23 protein-coding genes are annotated in these 24,177 nt (G+C 49.1%); 17 read left to right on the top strand and 6 right to left on the bottom strand.

What is annotated here, in order from left to right; all coding sequences use genetic code 11:
* Positions 1 to 77: 77 nt before the first annotated feature.
* A complete protein-coding gene (locus tag NZM05_07155) occupies positions 78 to 587 on the bottom strand; it encodes a hypothetical protein (protein MCS7013395.1) in 510 nt (169 codons plus the stop codon).
* 43 nt (positions 588 to 630) lie between these two features.
* Positions 631 to 1,458, bottom strand: coding sequence for a peptidoglycan editing factor PgeF (gene pgeF, locus NZM05_07150; GenBank protein ID MCS7013394.1), 828 nt, complete (start codon positions 1,456 to 1,458; stop codon positions 631 to 633).
* 20 nt (positions 1,459 to 1,478) lie between these two features.
* Between pgeF and NZM05_07145 the strand changes: the two genes are divergently transcribed.
* The gene (locus NZM05_07145) at positions 1,479 to 3,758 is read left to right on the top strand and encodes a hypothetical protein (protein ID MCS7013393.1); all 2,280 of its coding nucleotides are present in this window, start codon (positions 1,479 to 1,481) and stop codon (positions 3,756 to 3,758) included.
* Between the two features lie 159 nt (positions 3,759 to 3,917).
* A complete protein-coding gene (dnaN, locus tag NZM05_07140) occupies positions 3,918 to 5,051 on the top strand; it encodes a DNA polymerase III subunit beta (protein ID MCS7013392.1) in 1,134 nt (377 codons plus the stop codon).
* 56 nt (positions 5,052 to 5,107) lie between these two features.
* Here the strand turns inward: dnaN and can are convergent, their stop codons facing one another.
* Positions 5,108 to 5,830 carry a carbonate dehydratase gene (gene can, locus NZM05_07135; GenBank protein ID MCS7013391.1) on the bottom strand — a complete coding sequence of 241 codons (723 nt, stop codon included), beginning with the start codon at positions 5,828 to 5,830 and terminating at the stop codon, positions 5,108 to 5,110.
* Complete coding sequence (locus NZM05_07130) at positions 5,793 to 7,454, bottom strand: SulP family inorganic anion transporter (GenBank protein ID MCS7013390.1); 1,662 nt, start codon at positions 7,452 to 7,454, stop codon at positions 5,793 to 5,795. Before NZM05_07130 ends, can begins: the two co-directional genes overlap by 38 nt.
* A gap of 381 nt (positions 7,455 to 7,835) precedes the next feature.
* Here NZM05_07130 and recF point away from each other — a divergent pair, with 381 nt between their 5' ends.
* The 11 genes from recF to icd all read left to right on the top strand — a co-directional run bounded on the left by recF (position 7,836) and on the right by icd (position 17,315).
* Entirely contained in the window at positions 7,836 to 8,954 is a 1,119-nt protein-coding gene (gene recF, locus NZM05_07125; GenBank protein MCS7013389.1) for a DNA replication/repair protein RecF, read from the top strand.
* Between the two features lie 12 nt (positions 8,955 to 8,966).
* Complete coding sequence (locus NZM05_07120) at positions 8,967 to 9,260, top strand: DUF721 domain-containing protein (protein MCS7013388.1); 294 nt, start codon at positions 8,967 to 8,969, stop codon at positions 9,258 to 9,260.
* Positions 9,257 to 10,459 (top strand): glycosyltransferase family 2 protein, encoded by a 1,203-nt coding sequence (locus NZM05_07115; protein MCS7013387.1) that lies wholly within the window; start codon positions 9,257 to 9,259, stop codon positions 10,457 to 10,459. The genes NZM05_07120 and NZM05_07115 overlap by 4 nt, the downstream gene beginning before the upstream one ends.
* Positions 10,460 to 10,502: 43 nt before the next feature.
* Entirely contained in the window at positions 10,503 to 11,219 is a 717-nt protein-coding gene (locus NZM05_07110; protein MCS7013386.1) for a DUF4159 domain-containing protein, read from the top strand.
* Positions 11,220 to 11,387: 168 nt separating this feature from the next.
* On the top strand, positions 11,388 to 12,665 hold the full coding sequence (locus tag NZM05_07105) for a pyridoxal phosphate-dependent aminotransferase family protein (GenBank protein MCS7013385.1): 1,278 nt from the start codon (positions 11,388 to 11,390) through the stop codon (positions 12,663 to 12,665).
* A 6-nt stretch (positions 12,666 to 12,671) separates the two neighbouring features.
* Complete coding sequence (gene gatC / locus NZM05_07100) at positions 12,672 to 12,968, top strand: Asp-tRNA(Asn)/Glu-tRNA(Gln) amidotransferase subunit GatC (GenBank protein ID MCS7013384.1); 297 nt, start codon at positions 12,672 to 12,674, stop codon at positions 12,966 to 12,968.
* Between the two features lie 10 nt (positions 12,969 to 12,978).
* Positions 12,979 to 13,716, top strand: a complete 738-nt coding sequence (locus tag NZM05_07095) for a toxin-antitoxin system YwqK family antitoxin (protein MCS7013383.1) — start codon at positions 12,979 to 12,981, stop codon at positions 13,714 to 13,716.
* A complete protein-coding gene (locus NZM05_07090) occupies positions 13,717 to 14,007 on the top strand; it encodes a hypothetical protein (GenBank protein ID MCS7013382.1) in 291 nt (96 codons plus the stop codon). It abuts the gene before it with no gap.
* 104 nt (positions 14,008 to 14,111) lie between these two features.
* A complete protein-coding gene (locus NZM05_07085) occupies positions 14,112 to 15,035 on the top strand; it encodes an enoyl-ACP reductase (protein MCS7013381.1) in 924 nt (307 codons plus the stop codon).
* Between the two features lie 57 nt (positions 15,036 to 15,092).
* Positions 15,093 to 16,010, top strand: coding sequence for an FkbM family methyltransferase (locus tag NZM05_07080; protein ID MCS7013380.1), 918 nt, complete (start codon positions 15,093 to 15,095; stop codon positions 16,008 to 16,010).
* A gap of 30 nt (positions 16,011 to 16,040) precedes the next feature.
* Entirely contained in the window at positions 16,041 to 17,315 is a 1,275-nt protein-coding gene (gene icd, locus NZM05_07075; GenBank protein ID MCS7013379.1) for an NADP-dependent isocitrate dehydrogenase, read from the top strand.
* Positions 17,316 to 17,392: 77 nt separating this feature from the next.
* Here icd and NZM05_07070 read toward each other — a convergent pair whose 3' ends face one another.
* Entirely contained in the window at positions 17,393 to 18,397 is a 1,005-nt protein-coding gene (locus tag NZM05_07070; GenBank protein MCS7013378.1) for an NAD(P)H-dependent glycerol-3-phosphate dehydrogenase, read from the bottom strand.
* Positions 18,398 to 18,570: 173 nt separating this feature from the next.
* On the opposite strand from NZM05_07070, the gene NZM05_07065 reads away from it, so the two are divergent.
* Entirely contained in the window at positions 18,571 to 20,592 is a 2,022-nt protein-coding gene (locus NZM05_07065) for a site-specific recombinase (GenBank protein MCS7013377.1), read from the top strand.
* Between the two features lie 7 nt (positions 20,593 to 20,599).
* On the opposite strand, the gene plsY is transcribed toward NZM05_07065, so the two are convergent.
* On the bottom strand, positions 20,600 to 21,310 hold the full coding sequence (gene plsY, locus NZM05_07060) for a glycerol-3-phosphate 1-O-acyltransferase PlsY (GenBank protein MCS7013376.1): 711 nt from the start codon (positions 21,308 to 21,310) through the stop codon (positions 20,600 to 20,602).
* A 288-nt stretch (positions 21,311 to 21,598) separates the two neighbouring features.
* Between plsY and NZM05_07055 the strand changes: the two genes are divergently transcribed.
* From NZM05_07055 to NZM05_07045, 3 genes are all read left to right on the top strand, one after another.
* Complete coding sequence (locus tag NZM05_07055; protein MCS7013375.1) at positions 21,599 to 23,134, top strand: aldehyde dehydrogenase; 1,536 nt, start codon at positions 21,599 to 21,601, stop codon at positions 23,132 to 23,134.
* A gap of 133 nt (positions 23,135 to 23,267) precedes the next feature.
* A complete protein-coding gene (locus NZM05_07050) occupies positions 23,268 to 23,648 on the top strand; it encodes a DUF779 domain-containing protein (protein MCS7013374.1) in 381 nt (126 codons plus the stop codon).
* A gap of 67 nt (positions 23,649 to 23,715) precedes the next feature.
* Positions 23,716 to 24,042, top strand: coding sequence for a hypothetical protein (locus NZM05_07045; protein ID MCS7013373.1), 327 nt, complete (start codon positions 23,716 to 23,718; stop codon positions 24,040 to 24,042).
* Positions 24,043 to 24,177: the final 135 nt, after the last annotated feature.

The raw sequence follows: 24,177 nt of genomic DNA, 5'->3' as shown, positions 1-24,177 counted from the left end.
CTCCCTGATGCCGCTGGAAAGCGTAACATTGACTTCACACTGGACGTTCAGAGACTTGCCTCTCAGGCTAAGACTTTTCAGAGTGCGAAGTCTACGCCGATAGTTGCTAGCGAAAAGCCCCAGCCCAGTCGCAAGAAACCTGCAATGGTGGGCGTAAAGAAGTATCGCACGCCGGCGTTTAGACCAAGTCCCACGCCTGTAGATGCCCCTCCGAAGCGACTGCCGGCAAATCCAATTAGCAGGTTCAAGCCCAGAAAGATGTCCAGCTCAGGCACGCTGGTAATGTCGAAGTGGTAGTTTCCTTGACCGCCGATGACAGCGAAGGAAGCGCCGGGCGTAAAGAACACTCCGCCGAGTGCTCCAACGCCGAACCGCCCAATACCTACTTTGGGTCCGACACCAAATTCCAATTGCCCAAATAGCGGCAGACCGCCGAAGCCATCAATTCCGATGCCGACGCCTAAGAGCGTTGTTTTGCGGAGAAAAAGCGACTGCGCGTTAGCGCTGGCTGGTGCGCTCAGAGCAGCATATGAGAGCACAAGCAGCAACGCAGCCGTCGGTAACGCCCGTGTAGTGCGAGTTTGCATAGAGGTTGTGCAGTTTAGGTTTTAGAAAGCTATGTTTCGGAGTTCAGCGTAAGCCGATAATTGCCTGCATGCGACCTGTTCGACCTTCAGTCTCGTGCACAGCACGCCGATATGAAAAGAAGTATTGGTGGTCGCGATAAGAGCAATACGGGGAGATTTCAACCTGTGCGCGTTCAAAGCCAAAGTCGTAAAGCTGGTGCAAGTTTGCTGCCTTCAAATCCAAGAAAAACTTGCGAGAGACACTGTCATAGACTTTGAAGGTTGACTCGAAATACTGCGCCACATCGGCATCTACAGCATATGACTCAGCTGAAATGCACGTGCCAATGTAGGCAATGCAATCTTTGGCTCGAGTGTCAAAGGCTTCTTGCATTGCAAGCAGGGTTTTGTAAAGAATGCGTTGTGCTGTGCCGCGCCAACCAGCGTGCACCGCTCCTATTGCTTTGTGAGCGCGGTCATAAATCAAAATCGGCGTGCAGTCAGCCACAGAGACCGTTAGGAAAAGATTTCGCTGGTTCGTAATCAAGGCATCAAAGTCGCTATACCGGCCGGGTGCGTCGACACGCAAGATGTGGTCGCTGTGTGTTTGATGGGCTAGTACCACACGCGACGGGGGCACACCCAACGACGCATAAAAAATTTCTCGATTGTGCAGCACGTGTTCCTGACGGTCGCCTGACGACAGGCCCAGATTCAAAGAGTCAAAGGGTGCTTCGCTTACACCACCCAAACGCAAGCTTTGCGCCGCAAGTACATCTGGTTCGCTTGCAAAAATTGATGGCACAAGAAAGCACTGTCCATTAGGCACTAACCCTACCTGCTGCATATTGCCATAGCAAACATTAACTTTGCGAAAGTTCGAGCACTGCATAACTACGATTTTTTTCTTTGATGCTCAAACGCATCAGTGTGTGTCTTAGCATCTGGCTTGGCTTGATGCTATGGGAAAGCCCCGCAACTGGGCAAAGCATTGGCTTATGGAAAAATTACACCTCACTACGAAATGCCTCATCACTGGCACTGGAAGGTCGACGTGCAGTGTGGGTTGGCACAGATGGCGGATTGTATCGATTTAATCGTCAAGATGGCACGGTGCGCACCTTTACAAACCTTGAAGGCTTGTTTGAGACACGCATTACTGCACTTGCTCTCGACAGCACGCAAAACCGCTTGTGGATTGGCTATGAAAGCGGCGCCGTGAGCAGTATGAGCTTAGAGACAGAGCGCATTACACATTTTCTGGAGCTTTCACGCGCCACACAATTTCCCAACCGTGCTGTTCGATACTTTTTTGTGCAAGGCGATTCTCTTTATGTGGCTACTGACTTTGGCATTTCGCTTCTTGTTCCCTCGAGGCGCGAGTTTCGTGAAACATTTGTCCGCTTTGGCACTTTTCCCAGTGCAACGGCTGTGCGCGCCATTGCAATTGTGCAAAATCAAATCATTGCAGCCACTGCGCTGGGTGTTGCTGTTGCCTCACTTTCTTCCCGAAATTTGAATGCACCAACAGAGTGGCAAACAATTGCGGTGCAAGGCGGAGCCAGTGCTTTGGCAGTGCAAGGTAGCAGCGTATTTGTAGCCACTTCACAAGGGTTGTTTCGCCTCACGCCTACTGGACTTACACGCGAGACCGCTTTTCCAGAGAAGCCTCTTACTGCGCTGGCTGCAAACCGCACGACCCTATTAGCACTTGCCAGCGATGAGCTACTGGTGCGGCAACCAAGTGGCACGCTTGTGCGCCGCACAGGTAACTTTGCTTTGGTGCGCAGTGCCGCGCTCGATGACGCTGGCAGTATCTTTCTTGCCGATGGTCGGCAATCGCTGCTTAGCGTCGCAGGTGAGCGCATTTCCGCAATTGTGCCCAATTCGCCCCTTTCCAATAGCTTTGAGGTTGTTCAGCTTGATGCAAAAGGTCGCGTCTGGGGCAGCTCTTCGGTGCGTAATACGGGTGCACAAGGATTTTATCGGCTGGAAAATGGTGTATGGCAAAACTTTGAAAACTTGCCCTCACCGGGCACTGCGCCAGTTAGCCAGTTCAGTGCTCTTGCATCACGAGGCAGCACGACACTTTTAGGCACATGGGGCGGTGGACTTTTTGAATTCACTGCAAGCGACAGTGTGCGCGTGCTGAACCGCAGCAATTCCCCCTTTGTCGGCATTCGCCAAGCAGAAAACTTTGTGGTGCTTCCCTCGCTTGCCACTGACGCAGGCGGTACGGTCTGGATTGCAAACTTCCTTACTGCACAGAACCCAATCTATGCTTATCGCCCTAACGGTGAAATTTTGCGCTTCGGAAGCAGTGGTTTAGGTGCTGGACGAGAGTTTCCATCAGGCTTAACTGCCCTGCGCATTGCTGTTGATGCAAACAATCGAAAGTGGATTGCGGTGCAAAGCGAAGACGGCGTTACAGGGCGCGGCATTGTGGTCTTCGACGACAGAGGAACTCTTACAGATGTGCGTGATGACCGCTATGTTCTGCTCGACGAACGCGTTGGCTTTGGTCGCTTGCCTAACCCAAAGGTAAACGATATCCAGTTCGACCGCGATGGCGGTGTGTGGCTTGCCACCGATAGAGGGGCTGCATATTTCTTTGATGCAGACCTTGTGTTTCAGACGCGCATTCCGAATGCGACTATTGTTTTTGACCTGCGCAATGAGTTCCTCAGTTCGTTAGCAATTGATGCACTGAACCGCAAGTGGTTTGGCTCACAAAATGGTGTTTGGGTGATTAGTGCAAGTGGCGATAGCCTTTTGCGGCGATACACAACAGAGAACTCCCCTCTGTTATCCAACAATGTGCGCTCTATCGCATATGACCGCAAGACGGGCAAAATGTATTTCGGCACCGACCGTGGACTTTCCGTGCTCGCCACTGATGCCGTTGAGCCTGAGGAAACTTTCTCTACGCTTCGAGTCTATCCCAATCCTTTTCGAGTGCCTGCTACCCAGCGCTTGGTAATTGATGGATTGGTGCGCAATGCCTCTGTGCGCATCATTACGCTCTCAGGCACTTTGGTTCGCACACTTAACGCAGCAGGCAGTCGTTTAGTCGAGTGGGATGGAAAGGACCAAAATGGCAACGACGTCGCCACAGGGATTTATTTAGCTGTTGCGACCAGTGAAGACGGTCGACAGAGTGCAATTGGGAAGATTGCGGTGGTGCGGCGCTAAGGTTGGTTGATGAGTCATTTTCGCTATCGCCTCCCTCTAATACCTTGGACCGAGACAAATTGAAATCTGCTTGTGAATCGTTATCTTTGCGGCATTTCTCTTTACCTTGCCCAGTAGCAAGGTCATGCTTGGCTTAGGAATTTTATCTAAACTCCAGCGATGAAATTTTCCGTTGAACTTAAACCCTTTGCGGAAGCAATTAGCCACGCTGTTTTAGCACTTCCGCCCAAAGCCACTGACTTTCGCTTCGAGAGTGTGCTGCTTTCGCTCGAGAAGAAAAAACTCTCGCTTTTTACGACCGACGGAGACATTTCCTTTACAACTTCTCTTGCAGTTGACTCCAGCGACAAAGGCTCTATTTTGCTCAATGCAAAGCGGTTGCAGGACATTCTGAGAAGTCTGCCTGATGAGACCGCCAGCTTCGAGACCAAAAAGAAGGAAAGCGAAGGCGAACTTACTTTCACAATTGACACGGGGCGTGGCAAGTATAAGATTTCTGGCAGCAGCGAGCGTCAAGAGCGCTCTGAAAAAAAGCTGCCTACCTTTGACCTTTCTTTTTCGCTCAGTAGCGAAGACTTCAAGGATATTGCAGACAAGACGCTTTTTGCTGTCAGCGTCGACAGTATGCGCCCTGCAATGATGGGTGTTTTGCTTGAACTTCACCCTAACGAACTGCGTGCCGTTGCAACAGATGGACACCGACTTTCTCGCTACACGAAGGTCATTGAGACAGGTGCAAGCAGCAAGGTGAAGGTTATCGTGCCAGCACGGGTTTTCAGCATTGTGCAGCGTGCGCTGGATGCAGAGGACACGGTTGAAATTTCCGTTGCCACCAAAGAGGAGCGCATTCAGATTAAGTTTGGTGAAACTGCTATCGTTGCCGGGCTGATTGCCGAGACCTACCCAAACTACGAAGCGGTGATTCCGCTTGAGAACGACAAGAAGATGATTGTCAATCGCGCCAACCTTGCGGCTACGGTCAAGCGGGTTGCACGGTTTTCTTCGCGGGGCGATGTGCGCTTGCAAATTGAAAGCGATGCGGTAAAGGTTTCAGCCGAGAACGCTGATGAAGGTGCTTTTGCCGAAGAGGTCGTGCCCTGCCAGTTCAATGACAAGCTACTGATTGGCTTCAATGCAAAGTTTTTAGAAGATGCGCTCTCTCACCTTGATGAAGAGGAAACACAGTTTGAGTTTAGCACTCCTACACGCGCCGCCGTGATTCGTCCTGTGCGGCACGAGAAAAAAAGCGATGATATTCTTATTCTGGTGATGCCTGTTCGATTGAATGTCTGACAGAACCAAAAAGGGCGGGTAACATGCCCGCCCATTTCATTTCTCTATGCATTTCCTTAGTGCGCCGCTTGCGCTGGTGCACCATTCGCTGTTCCAAATTCGTTCTGCAGTGCGTGTGCTTGAGCGGGGCTTTTGCGTCTATCAATGGTGAAGTCATATCGGTAAATGTCATACAGCTCCGCATTAGGTTCCATTAAGGACAGTTGCTTGAGCAGCCCCGTCTCGACATCATAGACCCAGCCGTGCAGGTAAGGTCGCTTTTCAAAGTGCCACGCACGTTGCACAAACGATGTTTCTGCCACGTTGCGCAATTGCTCGATAACATTTAGTTCAATTAAGCGGCGGTAACGCTGTTCTTCATCTGGAATGGCGTCCAGCTCTGCCATGTGGAACCGATAGACATCCTTGATATGGCGCAGCCATTTGTTAATCAGCCCCAAGCTCTGGTGACTCATTGCATTCCTGACTCCGCCACAGTTGTAGTGACCACAGACGATTACGTGGTTTACTTTTAGCACTTCTACGGCATATTGCAGCACGCTTAGCATATTGAGGTCAGTGTGAATCACCATATTGGCGATGTTGCGATGCACAAAGAGTTCGCCCGGCTCAGTGCCTGTGATTTCTTCGGCGGGCACGCGGCTATCGGCGCAGCCAATCCACAAGAATTCTGGCTTTTGATTCTTCGCCATCCGCTCAAAATAATCCGGGCGGATATCCAATTTCTCCTTCGCCCACGCCTTATTTGCGAGCAAGAGTTTCTTGTACGACTCCATCATCTTTGTTATCCTCCTTTTTCTTTTTTCTGCCGTATTCACCAAACAACGGCAGATACTTCGAGTCCATATACTTCAACTCTACCTCAATATTGCGATACTTTGCCGACTCACGAAAATCATCAATAACTTCATAGATGTCCCTATCAATAAACATCGCTTTTGTGCCTTCAATAATCACCATTGAGTTATCTGGGATTTTCGAGAGTTCTCTCTTTAGCTCAGCTTTATTAACAAACGACATATCCTTGTTGCAACGAATCAGGTAGCAATTGTCTTGGCTGACGACAGTAAGTGAAGAGTGGTGATAGATGCGCAGCACAAAGAAAATGGCAACGGCTGAGCCGATAAAAATTCCAATCAGCAGGTCGGTGAACACAATCGCCACAATTGTGGTAATAAATGCGATAAACTGTTCGCCGCCCGTCTTATACATCGCCTTAAAGAGCTTGACGCTTGCCAATTTATACCCAATCGTCATTAGAATTGCCGCCAGACTGGCTAACGGAATCATATTGAGCAGGTTCGGAATAAAGAGCACGGAAATCAGAAGAAAGAAACCGTGCACAAACGACGCGGTTCGCGTGCGCGCGCCAGCATAGACATTTGCCGATGAGCGAACAATGACAGCTGTCATCGGTAGCCCGCCTAATAGCCCTGAGACCAGATTTCCGATTCCCTGTGCTTTTAGCTCCTTTTCCTTGTCACTAATGCGCTTGAAGGGGTCTAATTTGTCGACTGCCTCAACCGTCAGCAGCGTTTCAATGCTCGCTACGACAGCTAAGGTTAGCGCGACAATATAAGTGTCTTTGCGAGTGAGCGCACTCATATCAGGCAACGTGATGCCCTGCACTACGTGGAGCGGACTTTCAAAAGTTGGAAGCACGACCAACTGCCCCCTTTCCGCTGACAGATACCACCCTTCCTGACCTGCAAAGAGCCATATAAACAACTGATTGATGAGCACACCCAAGAAGACCACTGCCAGCGGTCCAGGTACCAAACGAAAGAAAAGATACTTTTGCAAAAAAGGCCTATCCCACAAAATCAGCAAAGCAATTGAGAGCACAGTGATGAGTGTGGCTACAGGGGAAATGTCGAAGATAGTCGCCACGAGCTGGGCAAACGCACTGTCCTCACCAAAGTGGCGCAAGAACTCTATGTCTTCGCGGTCATCATACTGACCTGTGCTGTGCCCTAATGCATATGGGAACTGTTTGATGATGATAATAATGCCAATCGCAGCCAGCATTCCTTTGATTACACTGTTCGGCACATAGTCGCCAATGATACCAGCTCGGAGTACCCCAAACACGATTTGAAGCATGCCCGCTAACACTACCGCTGTGAGGAATGCTTCAAATGAACCTAACTTTGCGATTGAGGACGCCACAATCACTGTTAAGCCTGCAGCAGGTCCACTTACGCTCAGCTCAGAGCCTGAAAAGATGCTCACAACCATTCCTCCTACGATTCCTGCAATGATGCCAGAAAAAAGCGGAGCATTCGATGCCAAGGCAATTCCTAAGCAGAGCGGGACAGCAACGAGGAAGACCACAATACCTGCGGGGAAGTCATACCTCAAGTTTTCGGCAACGCCCGGCTTGTAATCAATCTTCTGCACCATACTACTTGCACATTTTAGTTGCGTAACCGAAACCGTAGCAAGGTAACAAAAGAAGAGAGAAGTGCAAAATGCGTGGAAAACCACACTTCTTTTCCACGTGGAAAACACCGTGAAAAACCCTGTGAATAGACCGTCAAATCGTTGTGAAAGAAAGTGGAGTCTTGCACTGCATTTTGGTCTACTCTTCTGCTCTGAGCCTCTGCTACCTATCTTTTCACACGCTATCCACTGCCAAATTTTCTCAGCTTTGAGGGCGAAGTGCTTGCATTTGAGCCACTTAGCGGAACTGATATGCTTTTTTCCACATTTCCACGTTTCTAACACTTCCAAACGTTTGTTCTGTCACACAAACGCGTTTATTTGAAGAAAAGGGTCTTCAAGTTGAGAGTTGTTTTGCTGCACCTTCGGCACTTTCGCAGTCATCGAGAGTTGCTCCTTCCGCTAAGCGAGGGAGTCAATATCCTCTACGGGCGAAACGGAGTTGGAAAAACCAACATTCTGGAGGCTGTGCACTTTGTCTGCTTAACAAAGAGTCTTTTCGGCGCAAGCGACGCAGAGTGCTTGCAATTCGATGCCCCTTTCTTTGAGATTGAAGCAGAGATGCAAAGTGACTTAGGAATTCAGTCGCAGGTGCGTGTCTATTTCTCGAGCGAAGAAGGCAAGCATGTGTTTATCAATCGCACGGAGCTTGCGCAGTTTTCCAAGATTGTAGGTGAGTATCCTTGCATTGCGCTTTCCCCATTTGATTTGGGTCTGGTGCAAGGCGCTCCGCAAGAGCGTCGCCGCTTTTTGGATAATACCATCTCGCAGGCAAATCGGGCGTATCTGGAAGACTTAATGAACTATCGGCGTGCACTGAACCAGCGCAACAAGCTTCTCTCCGAAATCAAACAGCAAGGTATGCTGACCCCAGCACAGCGAAGTGCGTTGGAAGTTTGGACAGAGCAATTTACACAACTTGCCACCGCTATCATTTTCCAGCGTGTGCGGTTCGCCGAAGAATTTGCGGGCTACCTCAAAGCGGCATACCGAAAGTTTGCTTCGTTTAGTGAGGAGCCGGCTTTGCGCTATGAAAGCGAAGGGGTGTGCTTCGGCACAAAGACGGTAGAGGGAATCCGCCAAGATTTCCGCACAAAATTAATGATGTTGAAAACTGAAGAACTGCATCGCGGTCAGACGCTATTGGGACCGCATCGCGATGACTTGGAGTTTCTCATTAACCATCGCTCGCTGCGCCGCTACGCTTCGCAAGGTCAGCACAAGACATTCTTGATTTGCCTAAAACTGGCACAGTATGCCTATATTCACGAGCGGTTGAAAGAGACGCCTATTTTCCTGCTGGACGATGTCTTTAGCGAACTAGACCGTGAGCGCGCAAACGACCTGATTGAAATCCTAAAGCCACTTGGGCAGTCGCTCATTACAACTACTGAGCGTAAGTCGTTCAGCGGAGTAAGTCAAATCGATGTAGCATACATTCGCAGAGAAAGTGTAATCTAAATCAAGCTGACGATGCCATACACAAAGGCTCCAAATCGTTTTGAGGTGGTTTTAGATGCGCTCTACGGCGAGCTACACTTCAACATAGCGGCAGAGGAATTTAAAGCCATTCGGCTCTGGCGGGAAGTCGTCGGTAGCCATATTGCACGGGTCTCTGAGGTGGAAAAAATCGTGGATGGGATACTGCACGTGAAGGTGAAAAATTCAGCATGGCGCAACGAACTGACTTTCCGAAAGCAAAGCATTATTCATCAGCTGAATCATCGAATCGGTAGTCCTTTTGTACGCGATATTGTGTTCAAATGATGGCAGCCCAAGCAACGCTCTTTTACTACCAACTGTTCATCTTAGCGTGCCTGTTGGTCTTCTTCGGCATTCTAATCAAAAATCTCTTTGACCTGCGTTTTCTGTTTAGTGAATCGACAGAATACCCCTTTGTTTCAATTCTTGTTCCAGCTCGCAATGAAGAACACAACATTGAGCGATGCGTCCGTTCACTTCTTGCGCAAGACTACCCAAAGTTTGAAGTAATTGTGCTCAACGACCACAGCACAGACCGCACTGGTGAGATTCTAACCGCATTGCAGCAAAAAGAGGCTCGCCTAAGAGTTTTGAATGGGAAAGATTTGCCAAACGGTTGGCTAGGCAAGGCGTGGGCGTGTCAACAGTTAGCTGAAGCTGCGCATGGAGAACTTCTGCTCTTTACCGATGCAGACACAGCTCACCGACCCAGTGCAGTGCGACGCGCAGTGGCAACCTTGCTGGCTACGAAGTCTGATATGCTGACTGTAGTGCCCTATCAAGTGATGGAATCGTTTTGGGAAAAAATGGGAGTGCCACTGGTGCACTTTCTCATAATGTGCTTTCTGCCGCTGTCGCAAGTGTGGAAGAGTCGAAACACGGCTTTCTCTTTTGCATGCGGGCAGTTTATTCTTTTTCGGCGCAAGTTCTACGAAAAAATAGGTGGGCACAGAGCCGTCAGAACTGCACTGGTTGAAGATGTCTGGCTGGTGAAAGCCACAAAGCGCGCAGGGGGCAAAGCGATGGTCTTCAATGGCATTGATGCAGTGAACTGCCGAATGTATCACTCACTGAGTGATGTATGGAAAGGTTTTTCAAAAAATCTTTTTGCGGGGGTGAATTACAATTACGCCACAATGGTGGCTATTGCACTGATGATGTGTGCTTGCTTCGTAGCTCCGTATCTGTTTCTCATTGGTTCATGTTGGGTGGCGCCCTTTTCTTGCGAGTGGTTTAGCTTGCCGCTTCTGCAGATTTTACTTGCAGTGCTGATGCGGCTTCTTATTGCTTGGCGGTTTAAGTTACCGCAGATAAGCGCATGGTTGCATCTGGTCTCCATTATGCTTTTCATTGGCATTGCATTTAACTCTATGCGGCTGATTTGGTCAGGCAAAGGTGCAGAGTGGAAGGGGCGAAGGTATGATTTCTCAGAAGCAAATAAAGCTCACTCTGTGGCGACAGTAGCCACTTGTGCAAGCGAATAATTTTGCTCTCGTTAGCAGCTGACGCATCACCATATCGCAAAAGATGACGCGAAGAGAATTTTTAGCAAGGCTTGCCGTAGGCGCTGCGGCAGTTACGCTCTCGCCACTGGCAAATGCAGTTGCCTCACAGTTCGAGCGGCGACGGAAAGATTTTGTCTTTACGCGCCTCCAATACGCTTCAGGCAACTGGGACACTGACCAGCGGATGCCATACAACCTGCTTAACTCACTCATTGAATACACAACCATTGAAGTAGATACCCGAGAGAAAATCGTCTCGCTCGATAGCCCTGCTTTATTTGACTCACCGTTTTGTTACTTGAGTGGACATAAGCTTGTGCAGTTTACAACCAAAGAGCGTGAGAATTTCGAGAAGTATGTGCGAAACGGTGGTTTCGTGTTTGTCGACGACTGCAACCACGATATTGATGGGCTTTTTGCCAGATCATTTGAAGCGCAGATGGCTGCTATCTTTGGGCAAGGCGCACTTAGGAAAATTCCGAACTCGCACAAGCTCTACTCCGCCTTCTTCAAGTTTGAAAACGGCCCGCCCACAACCTCCTTCGAACTGAACGGCTGGGGCGATGACCTTGTACACGATTACCTCAAAGCAATTGAAATCAACGGACGCATTGGCGTGCTATACAGCAACAAAGACTACGGCTGCGAATGGGATTATGACTTTCGCAACAAACGCTGGCTTGCTGAAGACAACACCAAGTTTGGCGTAAACATCATTCTCTATGCAATGACGGCATAGAGCAAGAGAAGTTACTTGCAACTTGGGAAACTTCTCCCATGTCTGCTGCTTCAACGTAAAAAGAGAGTAGCTTCTCTTACTTCTTGCAGCGGCTAAAATTTCGCTAATTGCGGGACTCGTGCTATTTTCGGGCTTACCTTGTATGATTTCATAACAAACTGACGCATAATGGAAAGTCGTGAAACCAATAGCGCCGCACAGCCCGATGTGCAGGTGAACGGTAACAGTGCCGTTTCAACGCCACCGAAGCTCAAAGACTTGTTTCAAAAGTGCTATGACTTCACGATTGCAGACGAAGTCAAGGCTAAAGGACTATATCCCTACTTTCGTCCGCTGGAAGAAAACGAAGGTCCAGTCGTAACGATTGAAGGGCGGAAAATCATCATGGCTGGCTCCAACAACTACTTGGGGCTAACGGCTGACCCACGCGTAAAGGAAGCGGCAAAGAAAGCAATTGATAAATACGGCACAAGCTGCTCAGGTTCACGATATCTGACAGGCACGGTCAAGCTGCACGTGGAGCTGGAGGAAAAGCTGGCAGAGTTCTTCGGCACCGAAGATTGTATGCTGGTTAGCACAGGCTTTCAGGCAGGACAAGCCATTATTCCAACGCTGGTTCAAGGACGCAATGAGTATGTGGTCAGTGACAAGGATAACCATGCCTGCATTGTTGTGGCAAACTTAATGGCACGCGGCGCTACAGCGAATGTGGAGCGATACAAGCACAACGATATGCAAGACTTGGAGCGCGTGCTGCAGAAACTGCCACTGGAAGCACCCAAGCTCATTGCAACTGATGGTGTGTTTTCTGTCTCGGGTGCAATTGTCAACTTGCCTGAGGTGGTGCGTTTAGCGAAGAAATACAACGCTCGCGTAATGGTTGATGATGCCCATGCCGTAGGTGTAATTGGCAAAGGCGGCCGAGGCACGGCATCGGAGTTTGGTTTAGAAAAGGAGGTTGACCTAACGATGGGCACATTTTCAAAGAGCTTTGCCTCGCTGGGAGGGTTCATAGTGGGCGAGCGAGCGGTCATTAACTACCTTCGCCATCATGCACCTGCGCTGATTTTTAGCGCCTCACCTACGGCTGCAAGCGTTGCAGCTGCACTGAAGGCACTTGAAATTATGCAGCAAGAGCCAGAACGCATTGAACGGCTTATTAAGAATGCAACGCGTGTGCGTGAGGGCTTAAAGTCGCTTGGTTTCCGGCTAATGGACGCTCGCACCGCAATTGTCTCCGTGATTATTGGCGACCAAGATAAGACTCTGCTCTTCTGGCGCAAGCTCTATGATGCAGGAATTTTCGTCAATGCTTTTGTGCGTCCTGGTGTGATGCCCGGCTACGAGATGCTGCGCACCAGTTACATGTCCACGCACGAAGAATGGCACTTGGATAAGATTGTAACAGAATTTGGCAGAATTGGAAAAGAATTAGGCATCATCTGAGCCAATATGGCGGTTACAAAGAGAGATGTGGAACATATTGCGGCACTTGCCAAGCTCTCCTTCTCGGAAGAGGAAAAAGAGAAACTAACAGCTGAACTAAACTCGGTGCTGCGGTATATGGAAAAGCTCAATGCCTTAGACACTGAGCAGATTGAGCCGCTTCAAAATATGAATGAGCGGGTAAATGTGTTGCGGGAAGATGAGCCAGTGCCTCCAACACCCAACACTGTAGCCCTCCAAAATGCACCCGATAGTCAAGACCGGTTCTTCAAAGTTCCAAAGGTGATTTCCCAATCTGAATAGCAGCCGAGCAATGCAGAAGCTATGGGTCGGCATAGTAATAAGCCTGCTATGCAGCCAGCAAATACTAGCGCAGCAGCCCGTAGTGAAGCGGCTTTACTACCCTAACGGAAAACTGCGCGCTGAAATGAGTTACATTGGTGACACGCCAAGTGGCTACTTCCGAGAATACACGGAGCAAGGACAGTTGCGCGTGGAGGAGTATTATGTGAACGGAAAAATTGATAGTGTGCGCCGAGAGTACTACGACAATGGGCAGCTGCGTTCAGAGACCTACTTTAAGGATGGTCTGCGTCACGGCTCAATGCGAGAGTTCTACGAAAATGGCAAGATTCAATCTGATGCGCTCTACCACCGCGACACCCTTGTAGGCGTGGTCAAATACTACTTCTACCACCCCAACGGTCGCCTGCGTGAAGAAGCTTCAGTGAATGCAGCAGGGTTGCTGGAGGGCACAAAGCGAACCTATCACAGCAACGGTGCGCTGGAGATGGAAGAGCATTATCGCAATGGCATGCGCTCTGGGGAATTGCGCCGCTACTTGGCAAATGGTACACTGAAAGTTCGGCAAACCTACAAAGATGACCAGCTGGATGGCGAGGAGCGCATTTACTCTGACGATGGCAGGCTCGAAGAGATAAATACATTTCGCAATGGTGTAAAGGTTCACACCAAACGCTACGATGAGCGAGGCAATTTGGTCGAAGAGTTAGATGAACGCGCCCTCCAGCGCCAACGCTTGCGTCGATAGGTGCCGATTGAGTTAGTAAGCATCTCTGGAAAGCGATTTTACTTTTCAAACCACCAGTGGGAAGAAACCCTACTCCTTGCAAAGGAATATGGCTGGATGCCACTCGATGCGCCAGCTGAGCCGTGGGAACGATATTACTTTTCCAGCGATGGCTACGCTATTTCTGCTCGAGATGCGGAGGCACTTGCTGCTGCACTTCGACTTGCCTGCCGCGCTGTGCCTTCAAATGAACAAGCGTATTTGAGACAATTTATTGCCTTTTGCCAGAGTGGTGAGTTCCGAGTTGAGTAAGTTGCTGAGTCGAATTTGAGCATAGTCTGTCGAAGGCGCTGCTTTTTCTTTTGAGCCACGCAACTATTATTTTTCAGCCCAATTGCCATTCAAACATAAACGCTATGTCAGAACGCAAATCATATGGCCTGCTGAAAGGCAAAAAAGGCATCGTTTTTGGACCTTTTGACGAAAGCTCGCTTGGCTGGAACATTGCCCTTGCAGCTCATCGTGAGGGAGCAGAGGTTGTGGTCTCCAACATTGCGGTTGCAGCACGCTTCGGCAAGGTCAAGCAGCTGGCTGAAATGCTAGGCACACCGCTGATTTTATGCGATGTAACAAATATGGACGAGCTGAACGCTGCCTTTACTGAGCTAAAGGAGAAAGTTGGCTCTGTAGATTTCATTGTGCACTCGGTCGGAATGTCGCAAAACATTCGCAAGGAAAGACCATATGAGGACCTCAACTACGACTGGTTTATCAAAACGCTTGATGTCTCTGCAATTTCCCTGCATCGTATCATCAGCGTTGCCCTAAAGCACGATGCAATTAACGACTTCGGCTCTATCATTGCACTATCCTACATTGCAGCACAACGCAACTACTGGACTTACTCCGATATGGGCGATGCGAAAGCATTGCTGGAGTCAATTGTGCGTAGCTATGGGCCGCGCTTAGCGCGCCGCGGCATTCGCATCAATACGATTTCGCAAAGCCCGACCTACACGCGAGCTGGCAGCGGTATTGAGGACTTTGACAAGATGTTTGAGTTTGCAAATCTGCATTCGCCGCTGGGCAATGCAACTGCCGAAGAGTGTGCTGATTTTGCCGTAGTGTTGCTCTCTGACCTGACGCGAAAAGTAACCATGCAAAATATCTACCACGATGGCGGCTACAGTATGATGGGCACCACACTGCCATTCATTCGACTGGTGCATGCGGCATTACAACACGAAGACCTTGTCAGGCAAGCACGCTTCGAGGAGTTTATGCCACCGAATTTTAAGTCCGATGTCGTCAAAGCCAGTGCCGATGCGCCTCGCTCGTAGGGAAGCAATTTCTTCAGTGAAAGAATGAAGTTTCTTAGGCAATACTCTTCAAAACCAATGCGACTTGTCGATGTTGGAGCACGAGCGGGCATTCATACGCGCTGGTTAAAGCTACTGAAACAATTTCCTATCGAGATTATAGGCTTTGAGCCCGATAGTAGTGAATGTGCAGTGCTCAATGCTAAGGGCGAGTCGTTTGTAAAGTATCTGCCGTATGCTCTCAGTGATAAAGATGAGATATGTACATTCTATGTGCTGGAATCCGAGCCCAGTAGCTCACTTTTTTACCCAAATTACTCGTTCATAGAGCGATGTGTTTCTGAGCCAAACTACAGAATCAAACGTAAAATCCCCATACAGACTACGACGCTAGACCATGCTCTCAAGCAAGCGAATGTCGATGAGATTGACTACCTCAAAATTGACACTGAGGGCTGTGAGCAAAACATTCTAATTGGTGCAAAGAATACCCTCCAGAAAGTATTTGCAGTTGAAGTCGAAGTGTGGTTCAATCCAGTGTTTGAGAATGCACCTCTTTTTCGCGACATTGATGCTCTGCTTACTGAGCAGGGCTTTGTGCTGTTCGATTTAGCGAAAAGCAACTACTTCAAGCGTAAAATAGGAGCTCACTTGGGCGGCCCGAAGGGGCAGCTTGTTGCAGGCGACGCAATCTACTTCCGCGACATTCCGTTGCTACCACTCGACAGTCCGTTTTACGAAAAGAACAAACTTATACGTGCAATTCTTTTGGTGCTGCAGTATTGCTATTTTGACTTTGCTATGGAAATTGCCAAACACGCACGGCAAAATAATAAACTCTCTGATAGCGAGTTCAATGAGATAGCTACCTTTATTGAAAAAAGAGGACGGAATCGCACAGTAGATTTTAGAGGCAAGCACACAGCTGAGAAAATTGTTAAGCAATTAGGTCGTTTTCTCACTAAGTTCGAGTGGGACTATCTCGGGAATTGGTAGGCCTTTCAACAACCAAAAAATGAACGTAGTATGTCAGCACTTATCACTGAGCAAGCAGTTTATGAGCGGCTTTCGCCACCTACACGCGGCGAAAAAATCACAATGGTTGGTGGCAAACTCCGTGTGCCCGACAAGCCCATCATTCCGTTCATTGAAGGCGATGGCACAGGTGTCGATATCTGGCCGGCGGCGCAAATGGTCTTTGATGCTGCAGTTAGGAAGGCCTATTCAGGACAGAGAGAAATTATCTGGTTTGAAGTGTATGCTGGTGAGAAAGCTAACAAAGTCTATGAGCGAGAAGTTTGGCTGCCTGATGATACGCTCAAGGCAATTAACGAATATATGGTTGGCATTAAGGGACCGCTAACCACACCCGTCGGTGGCGGTTTCCGTAGCATTAATGTAGCACTGCGACAGATGCTTGACCTATATGCCTGCGTGCGCCCTGTGCAGTACTTCAATGGTGTGCCCTCACCTGTAAAGCACCCGGAACTAGTCAATATGGTCATCTTCCGCGAGAATACTGAAGACATCTACGCAGGCATTGAGTACAAAGCAGGCACGCCAGAAGCAAAGAAAGTCATTGATTTCCTGCAAAAGGAAATGGGCGTTAAGAAAATTCGCTTCCCTGAGACGTCCTCAATTGGCATTAAGCCTGTGTCTATTGAAGGCTCTAAGCGACTGATTCGCGCTGCAATTCGCTATGCAATTCAGAATAACCGCAAGTCGGTTACGCTTGTGCACAAAGGCAACATTATGAAATATACTGAGGGTGGCTTCCGTGAGTGGGGGTATGAACTTGCTAAGGAAGAGTTTGGTGCAGTGGAATTTGACGGTGGGCCATGGTGCAAGTTGCCTAATGGCATTGTTATCAAAGACGCGATTGCCGACGCGTTCTTGCAGCAAATCCTAACGCGCCCAACGGACTTTGATGTAATTGCAACGCTGAATCTAAATGGCGATTACATCTCTGATGCACTGGCAGCTCAAGTTGGTGGAATTGGCATTGCACCCGGCGCTAATATTAACTACGAGACAGGCTATGCCGTCTTTGAAGCCACACACGGCACTGCTCCAAAGTATGCAGGGCAGGATAAGGTCAATCCCGGCTCTGTTATTCTCTCTGGTGAAATGATGCTGCGCTACTTGGGCTGGACTGAAGCAGCCGACCTTATTATCAAAGGCTTGAATGGTGCAATCGGACAAAAGACCGTAACCTACGACTTTGCACGCCTGATGGAGGGCGCAACAGAGGTCAAGTGCTCAGAGTTTGCTCGAGAAGTTGTCAGACACATTGAAAAGTAAGGCGCTTTCAGGGGCAGCACAGCTGTGCTGCCCTTGCATAAAAGTCAGCCACATGCTTGTCCATCGCATTGATGCATTTAGAGCAGTTCCTCTTTTGGCTCACGAGTCATAAGTTCGTAGACCAGCTCAGTGGGATTTTTCCGGTGAAAGAGCATTTCGTAGACAGCAGCCGTGATGGGCATCTCTACCCCTAACTTTTGCGCCAGTTCATAGACCGCTTTGGTGGTAGAGATGCCTTCAGCGACCATGACCATTTCGGACAAAACTTGTTCAAGGGTTTTGCCTTTGCCAATTTGCTCTCCCACATAGCGATTGCGGCTATGCTTGCTGGAGCAAGTGACAACCAAGTCGCCAACGCCTGCTAAGCCCGAAAAGGTGCGAGGGTTGGCGCCAAGCCGCACACCGAGCCGTGTGACTTCAGCTAAACCACGTGTGATAATTGCAGCTTTAGCATTATCGCCGTATCCAATGCCGTCGGCAATTCCTGCAGCAATCGCCATAATGTTTTTTACTGAACCTGCAATCTCTACGCCAATCAAATCTGTATTTGCATAGACGCGAAACATTGGGGTTCGGAACACATCTTGGACATACTTTGCTGTGTCTTTGCTCACGCTGGCAGCAACGACTGTGGTCGGTTGGTGGCGACTGACTTCTTCGGCATGACTAGGTCCATACAGTGCCGTAATGTGTGCCAGAGGCACAGTGGGCAACACACTTTGCGTGACTTCGGACATCCTCATGCCAGTGCCAATCTCAATCCCTTTGGAGACATTGACGAAGATAGCACCAGCAACCTTCTGAGCGTCTAAATGCGACAGGGTTTCACGGACAGCCTGAGATGGTGTGGCAACAACAATAATCTGAGCCGCTTGTGCTCTCTCAATCTCTGATGAAATATCAATCGTGTCGGGCAGCGTGATACCAGCCAGATAGCGTCGGTTTTCGCGTGTGCGCGAAAGCTCTTCGGCAAACTCTTTGCGGTGCGCCCAGAGAAAGACACGGTAACCTTTCTCAGCAAGCAGAACTGCTAAGGTTGTGCCCCAACTACCAGCGCCTAAAACGGCAATATCAGACTCCATTGTTTATGCTCAAAAAGTTTTTGTAGTCAGCGAATTTTTGTTTCTTTTGCTTGATGAAGTTGCTCTATTCCTCTCCGCTTTACCTAATTGAGAGGAAGAAAAGAAGACGTGTTCTACTTCGCAGATGCCAAGTTGTAGCTTGCTAACACGACAAGAACGCACAACAGAAGGCTATGCTCTCATTGCTCAAAATATCACCACAAACCCACCCGAAGCTTGAAGAAGTTTTGGCAAATATACCGAATGCGGAGATAGACGATGGTGGAAAATGGTTTCAAAGTTTGGTGGCTGCATTACGCCCGCAGAAGTCGGAAACGCTAACTGAGCCAGTGCGGCGATTGCAGCAACTGATTTATGCGCTGCGCAGCAATCCTGATGCGTTAGAACGGGTGCGGCACTACGTGCACTTCCATCTTGAACGGCAAAACTATGTGCGTCTTTTTACAGAGCCCGGAGTAGCTGTTCACGCCAGTTTTATCGCAGAAGTCTGGAAACGATTGGGAGAAAAGCTTCTGCCGCCGCTCTCGAACCCGACAGAGATGTTGGACTTCCTCGACAACAGCTTCGAGCAAAGCAAAGACTATCTCTGGGTAAGGGCAATTCCTAATGCGCTATGGGTTGAACTGTGGCAACTGATAGATGCCGATGGAGCGCTGACTGCATCTGGTACATTGATGTTTGCAGTATCGCAAGCTGCGCTGGTGTTGTCGCATCGCATTACGGCAATGGGTTTAGAGCCTGAGCTGCTCTGCCGAATGCCACCGATTGACCATTTTAGATCGCCGTTCATCACTTTGGGCACGGAAGTTGGCAATTACATTGAACTCTATCAGAAATTCTTGGTCTCGCCAGAAAAAATTGACGAAGATGCCCTTGCGATGCAATACGAGAAAGCCTTGAGCGCAATTGTAGATTGCGCGGAGGTGTTAGATGAAATGCGGCAGATTCAGGCGGAAAGAGGCGTAAGCCTGCAGCTTGTGTATCTGATGCTGCGCATTCGACGCGCAATTGAACGAATGAAAAAATTGCTGCGCCTTATCTCACCCTTTGAGCAGAGCAACCGCACCACGCTGGCAGTAAGTTTCTTCAAGGAGCTGGTTAGGGATATTAACCTAAGCCGTAAGCTGGGCGAGCACTTTGGTGAAGCAATGAGTCTATTGGCATACAAAGTTGCAGAGCATACCAGTCAGACAGGCGAGCACTACATTACTACCACGCGCAAAGAATACTGGGAACACCTGCGGGCAGCGATGGGCGGTGGGTTGGTGATTGCCTTTACAAACTGGGTGAAGTTTCTCATTGCCTACCTTCATGCTGCACCGCTGGTGAGCGGGTTCTTGTACAGTCTCAATTATGCAGGTAGCTTTATTACGATGCAGGTGTTTCACTTCTCGCTAGCAACCAAGCAACCTGCAATGACGGCTTCAGCCTTAGCCCGTGCCTTAGACTCGAGGGATTCAGACAGCCTGAATTTGGAGAATGCAGTGATGCTGATTACGAAAATTGCACGCAGTCAATTTGCTTCATTCTTGGGGAATCTGGTAGTGGTATTGCCACTGGCGTTTGCACTCTCTTGGGTATGGTATTTTGTATCTGGCTCGCACATTGCAAATGAACAAAAAGCATTAGCTACGCTGGCAGCATTTAATCCCTTTACCTCACTCACTGTCTTTTACGCAGCGATTACAGGGGGCATTCTGTATTTGGGCGGATTTGTAACGGGCTACTTTGATAACTTTGTCGCATACTCCAACTTGCGCTTGCGCATTGAACAACATCGATGGCTACGTCGCTACCTCTCACCGGATCGGCTCAGCAAGGTGGGTGCATACCTCGAGCGCAACTTCGGTGGACTGATGGGTAACCTTTTCTTGGGCTTTGCACTTGGAATGTTACCCATTCTTGGGGCAATTACAGGGCTGCCGCTTGATGTGCGGCATGTCACGATTGCAGGCGGCGGCTCTGCAATGGCGATTGCCACACTATGGGATAGCGTGAAGGCATCGGATATAGCAATTGCGGCGCTTGGGGTGTTTTTGGTCGGCTTAATGAACTTTCTTTTCAGCTTTGGGCTTTCACTCGCCTTAGCATTAAGCTCACGGCGCGCAAATTTCAAACAAGGAAGAGCACTGATTGCACTGGTGCTGCGTCAGTTCAGAAGACGTCCGATGCAGTTTTTCTTCCCACCACGATAGGTCGGACCTAAGAACGAGTTCTGTTAAAGAGATTCACTCTATTCTCGGTGCCCAGTCGCAAGCGCTGAATATTTGAGCGATGGGTGTAGATAATGCCGAGTGCAATAAAGCTGCCGATTACGATAAGGGTTGTGTCTAAGCTATCGTGAATGAGGTGCGAAGAGCCAAAGAGCTGAATTTCATAATCAATGCCATCTGCACCGACAATGTGCTTGCGCAATGCCACGATAAGTGGGAATGAAAGCGCCGCCAACATAGAGGCAAGGGAAACATAGCGTGAAACGATCATAACCGCAAAGAAAAGTGCAAGCGTGATAGCCATTGTAACGGGTGCGATGCCAAACATAATTCCGGCGGCAGTGCTAACACCTTTGCCCCCTCTGAAATCTGCAAAAATCGTATAGACGTGCCCAATGATTGCAGCCGTGCCTGCTAAAAGCTGCAGCACAACCTTGTTCATTTCGGGTAGCTTATCTAACTGGTTATAGGTGAAGAAGCCAACGACCCAAAGCACAACCGCAACGCCCTTTAGCATATCAACCAGCGTAACAAATAGCCCAGCTTTCCAGCCAAGCACGCGAAAGGCATTTGTGCCACCAGCGTTGCCGCTACCATAGTCGCGAATATCTATCCCTTTGACCCACTTGCTAACAATGATGCTCGTGGGAATGGAGCCGATAAGGTAGCTGACCAGAAGAATAACAGCAATCGAGAGCATTGAGCGCTAAGTTTTATAAGAGTTTTTTCAAGCCTTGTTTGTCCTGAAAGTTAACTTCCTCAAGAGCGCATTTGCAACAGCGCCTTGTTGCAAAGCTGGTTTTCACGAAGCTGGAGGCATACTGCGCGTTCTGCTGCATAGCTATCTGACCCTCTCTGAAAAAAGCTGCTTTGGTCGTTTCAAATTGAGACGATTGTGCAACGCTCAGATGCGAGCATTGTGTAGTATTGCTCTCACCTACATTAGTTTAGTTTCGGTCTAATTATCAACTTAACCATTCCATTAACTATGTCAATGCTGGTCGAAGAAGCGGCGAGGGCTTCAAAGGTTCATCCGAAGCCGAAGTTCAAGGAGCAATACGAAAACTTCATCGGTGGCAAGTGGGTGCCGCCTGTCAAAGGGCAATACTTTGAAAATTACTCGCCTGTTGATGGTTCATTCATCTCGCGCGTAGCGCGCTCCACAAAGGAGGACATTGACCTTGCGCTTGATGCCGCACATAAAGCCTTCCCGAAGTGGTCAAGAACCTCCGCTACAGAACGCAGCAACATCTTGCTGAAGATTGCCGAAGTGACTGAGAAAAATCTCGTCTATCTTGCCGAAGTGGAAACGATGGACAATGGCAAGCCTATTCGTGAAACGCTTAATGCAGACTTGCCGCTGGTGGTCGACCACTTCCGTTACTTTGCAGGGGTGATTCGCGCCGAAGAAGGCACTGCAACTGAGCTGGATGCTACCACACTGTCGCTCAACATCAAGGAGCCAATTGGCGTGGTCGGGCAAATCATTCCGTGGAATTTCCCGCTCTTGATGGCAGCATGGAAAATTGCACCTGCGCTTGCAGCTGGATGCTGCACGGTCGTCAAGCCAGCCGAGCAAACGCCTACAAGCATTATGGTCTGGCTTGAGCTCATTCAAGACCTGATTCCTGAAGGTGTGCTGAACGTGGTCAATGGCTTCGGGCCTGAGGCAGGCAAACCGCTGGCATCTTCACCACGCGTCGCAAAGGTCGCCTTTACGGGTGAAACCACAACAGGGCGCTTGATTCTGCAATACACTGCCGACAATCTCGTGCCTGCTACGATGGAACTTGGCGGCAAATCACCTAACATCTACTTCAAGAGTGTGATGGATGCAGACGATGAATTCCTCGACAAGTGCTTAGAAGGCGCAGTAATGTTCGCGCTCAATCAAGGTGAAGTGTGCACCTGTCCATCGCGCGTGCTGGTGCAAGAGAGCATTGCGGAAAGGTTTATCGAGCGCTTTATTACGCGCACTAAGTCTATCAAGCAAGGTAACCCGCTCGATGAAGACACAATGGTCGGCGCACAAGCCTCCAACGACCAGATGGAAAAGATTCTTTCCTACTTTGACATCGCAAAGAAAGAAGGCGCAGAGATTCTCTTGGGCGGCAAGCGTGCAAATATCAACGGCGAATTAGCAAATGGCTACTACATTGAGCCGACGATTCTGCGCGGCAACAACAAAATGCGCGTCTTCCAAGAAGAAATCTTTGGACCTGTAACCGCTATCACGACCTTTAGAACCGTAGAGGAAGCGATTGAAATCGCCAATGACACGATCTATGGTCTTGGCGCAGGGGTCTGGACGCGCGATATGCACGAAGCCTATATGGTGCCACGTGCCATTCAGGCTGGGCGCGTGTGGGTTAACTGTTACCACCTCTACCCTGCACATGCACCGTTTGGCGGATACAAAAAGTCGGGCTTTGGTCGCGAGACACACCTAATGATGCTCAATCACTACCGCCAAAACAAGAACATTCTCATTTCTTACAACAAGAATAAGCTCGGATTCTTCTAATTGAAAGCGAAGCAGATGAGGTGATCCCTAAGTGAGATCGCCTCATCTGTCTTTTACTGTTTTGAGTCTCTCTGAGCGGAGCGGCAACGAAGAGCCGATCGATTGGGACAAACAAAGCTTTAACTTCTTACAAATGGTCAAGCGAGTCTTAATCACACCCGAAGCCGAAGCAGTGGTCAATCAGCTGAGAGCGGAGCATGGTGAGTTGCTCTTTCATCAAAGCGGTGGCTGTTGCGATGGCTCCGCGCCAATGTGCTACTCCGTAAATGATTACCGCGTGGGAAGCAACGATGTAAAGCTCGGTGAAATTGCAGGCTGTGCCTTCTATATGTCACGCGAGCAATTTGAGTATTGGAAACACACGCAGCTTATCATTGACGTCGTGAAAGGCAGAGGCGCAAGTTTCTCACTCGAAATTCCACTTGGCGTGCGCTTTCTGACCAAATCACGGCTTTTTACCGATGAAGAGCTTGAGCAATTGGAGCCTGTTCAAATCGGTGCTGAAACCGAATAAGTGCTGTGTGGGTTTCTGGTAAGACCGTGTGTAGGGTTAAACCATACAGCGTGAGCTTCACTGAAGTATGCAACACACTCCAAATGATAAGCTGCCCTCGAGGCAACGGCATCTTTCTCAATGGTCGCGTCTGCTATGGCTATCAGCGGTCATCAATTTTGTCTCAGCTCTGATGCTGCTGCACCGTGCAACCGATGGGTTTTCGACAGCGCTACCAACCACGCAAGCGGGTTCATCGATTGTAGGCGCAACCTTTGCTGCAACAATGTTGCTAATTGCCAATCTCGTCTACCAGCTAATGCTGCAGAGGAACATTCCCTTTTCTATTAAGATGCTCATTGGGTTTATCTTCTGTGAAATGCTGTTTTCGCTCTTCCTCTGGTCGCTGCATTAGAGTGGCTTTGTAACTTCCTGTCTAAAAACCTGCAGAGCCTTTGCCCGCACGTCTTGCAAAAGTCAAAAATTTTGTTTCATTACACCCTAAGCCTCTGAACCTTTCCAATTAACGCTGCAATGAGAAGCCCTCTCA

The sequence above is a fragment of the Chloroherpetonaceae bacterium genome (genome assembly GCA_025056565.1).
GTDB lineage: Bacteria > Bacteroidota > Chlorobiia > Chlorobiales > Thermochlorobacteraceae > Thermochlorobacter.
Note: the sequence above shows the minus strand (reverse complement) of the source record. Positions and strands in the feature narration are given on the sequence as shown.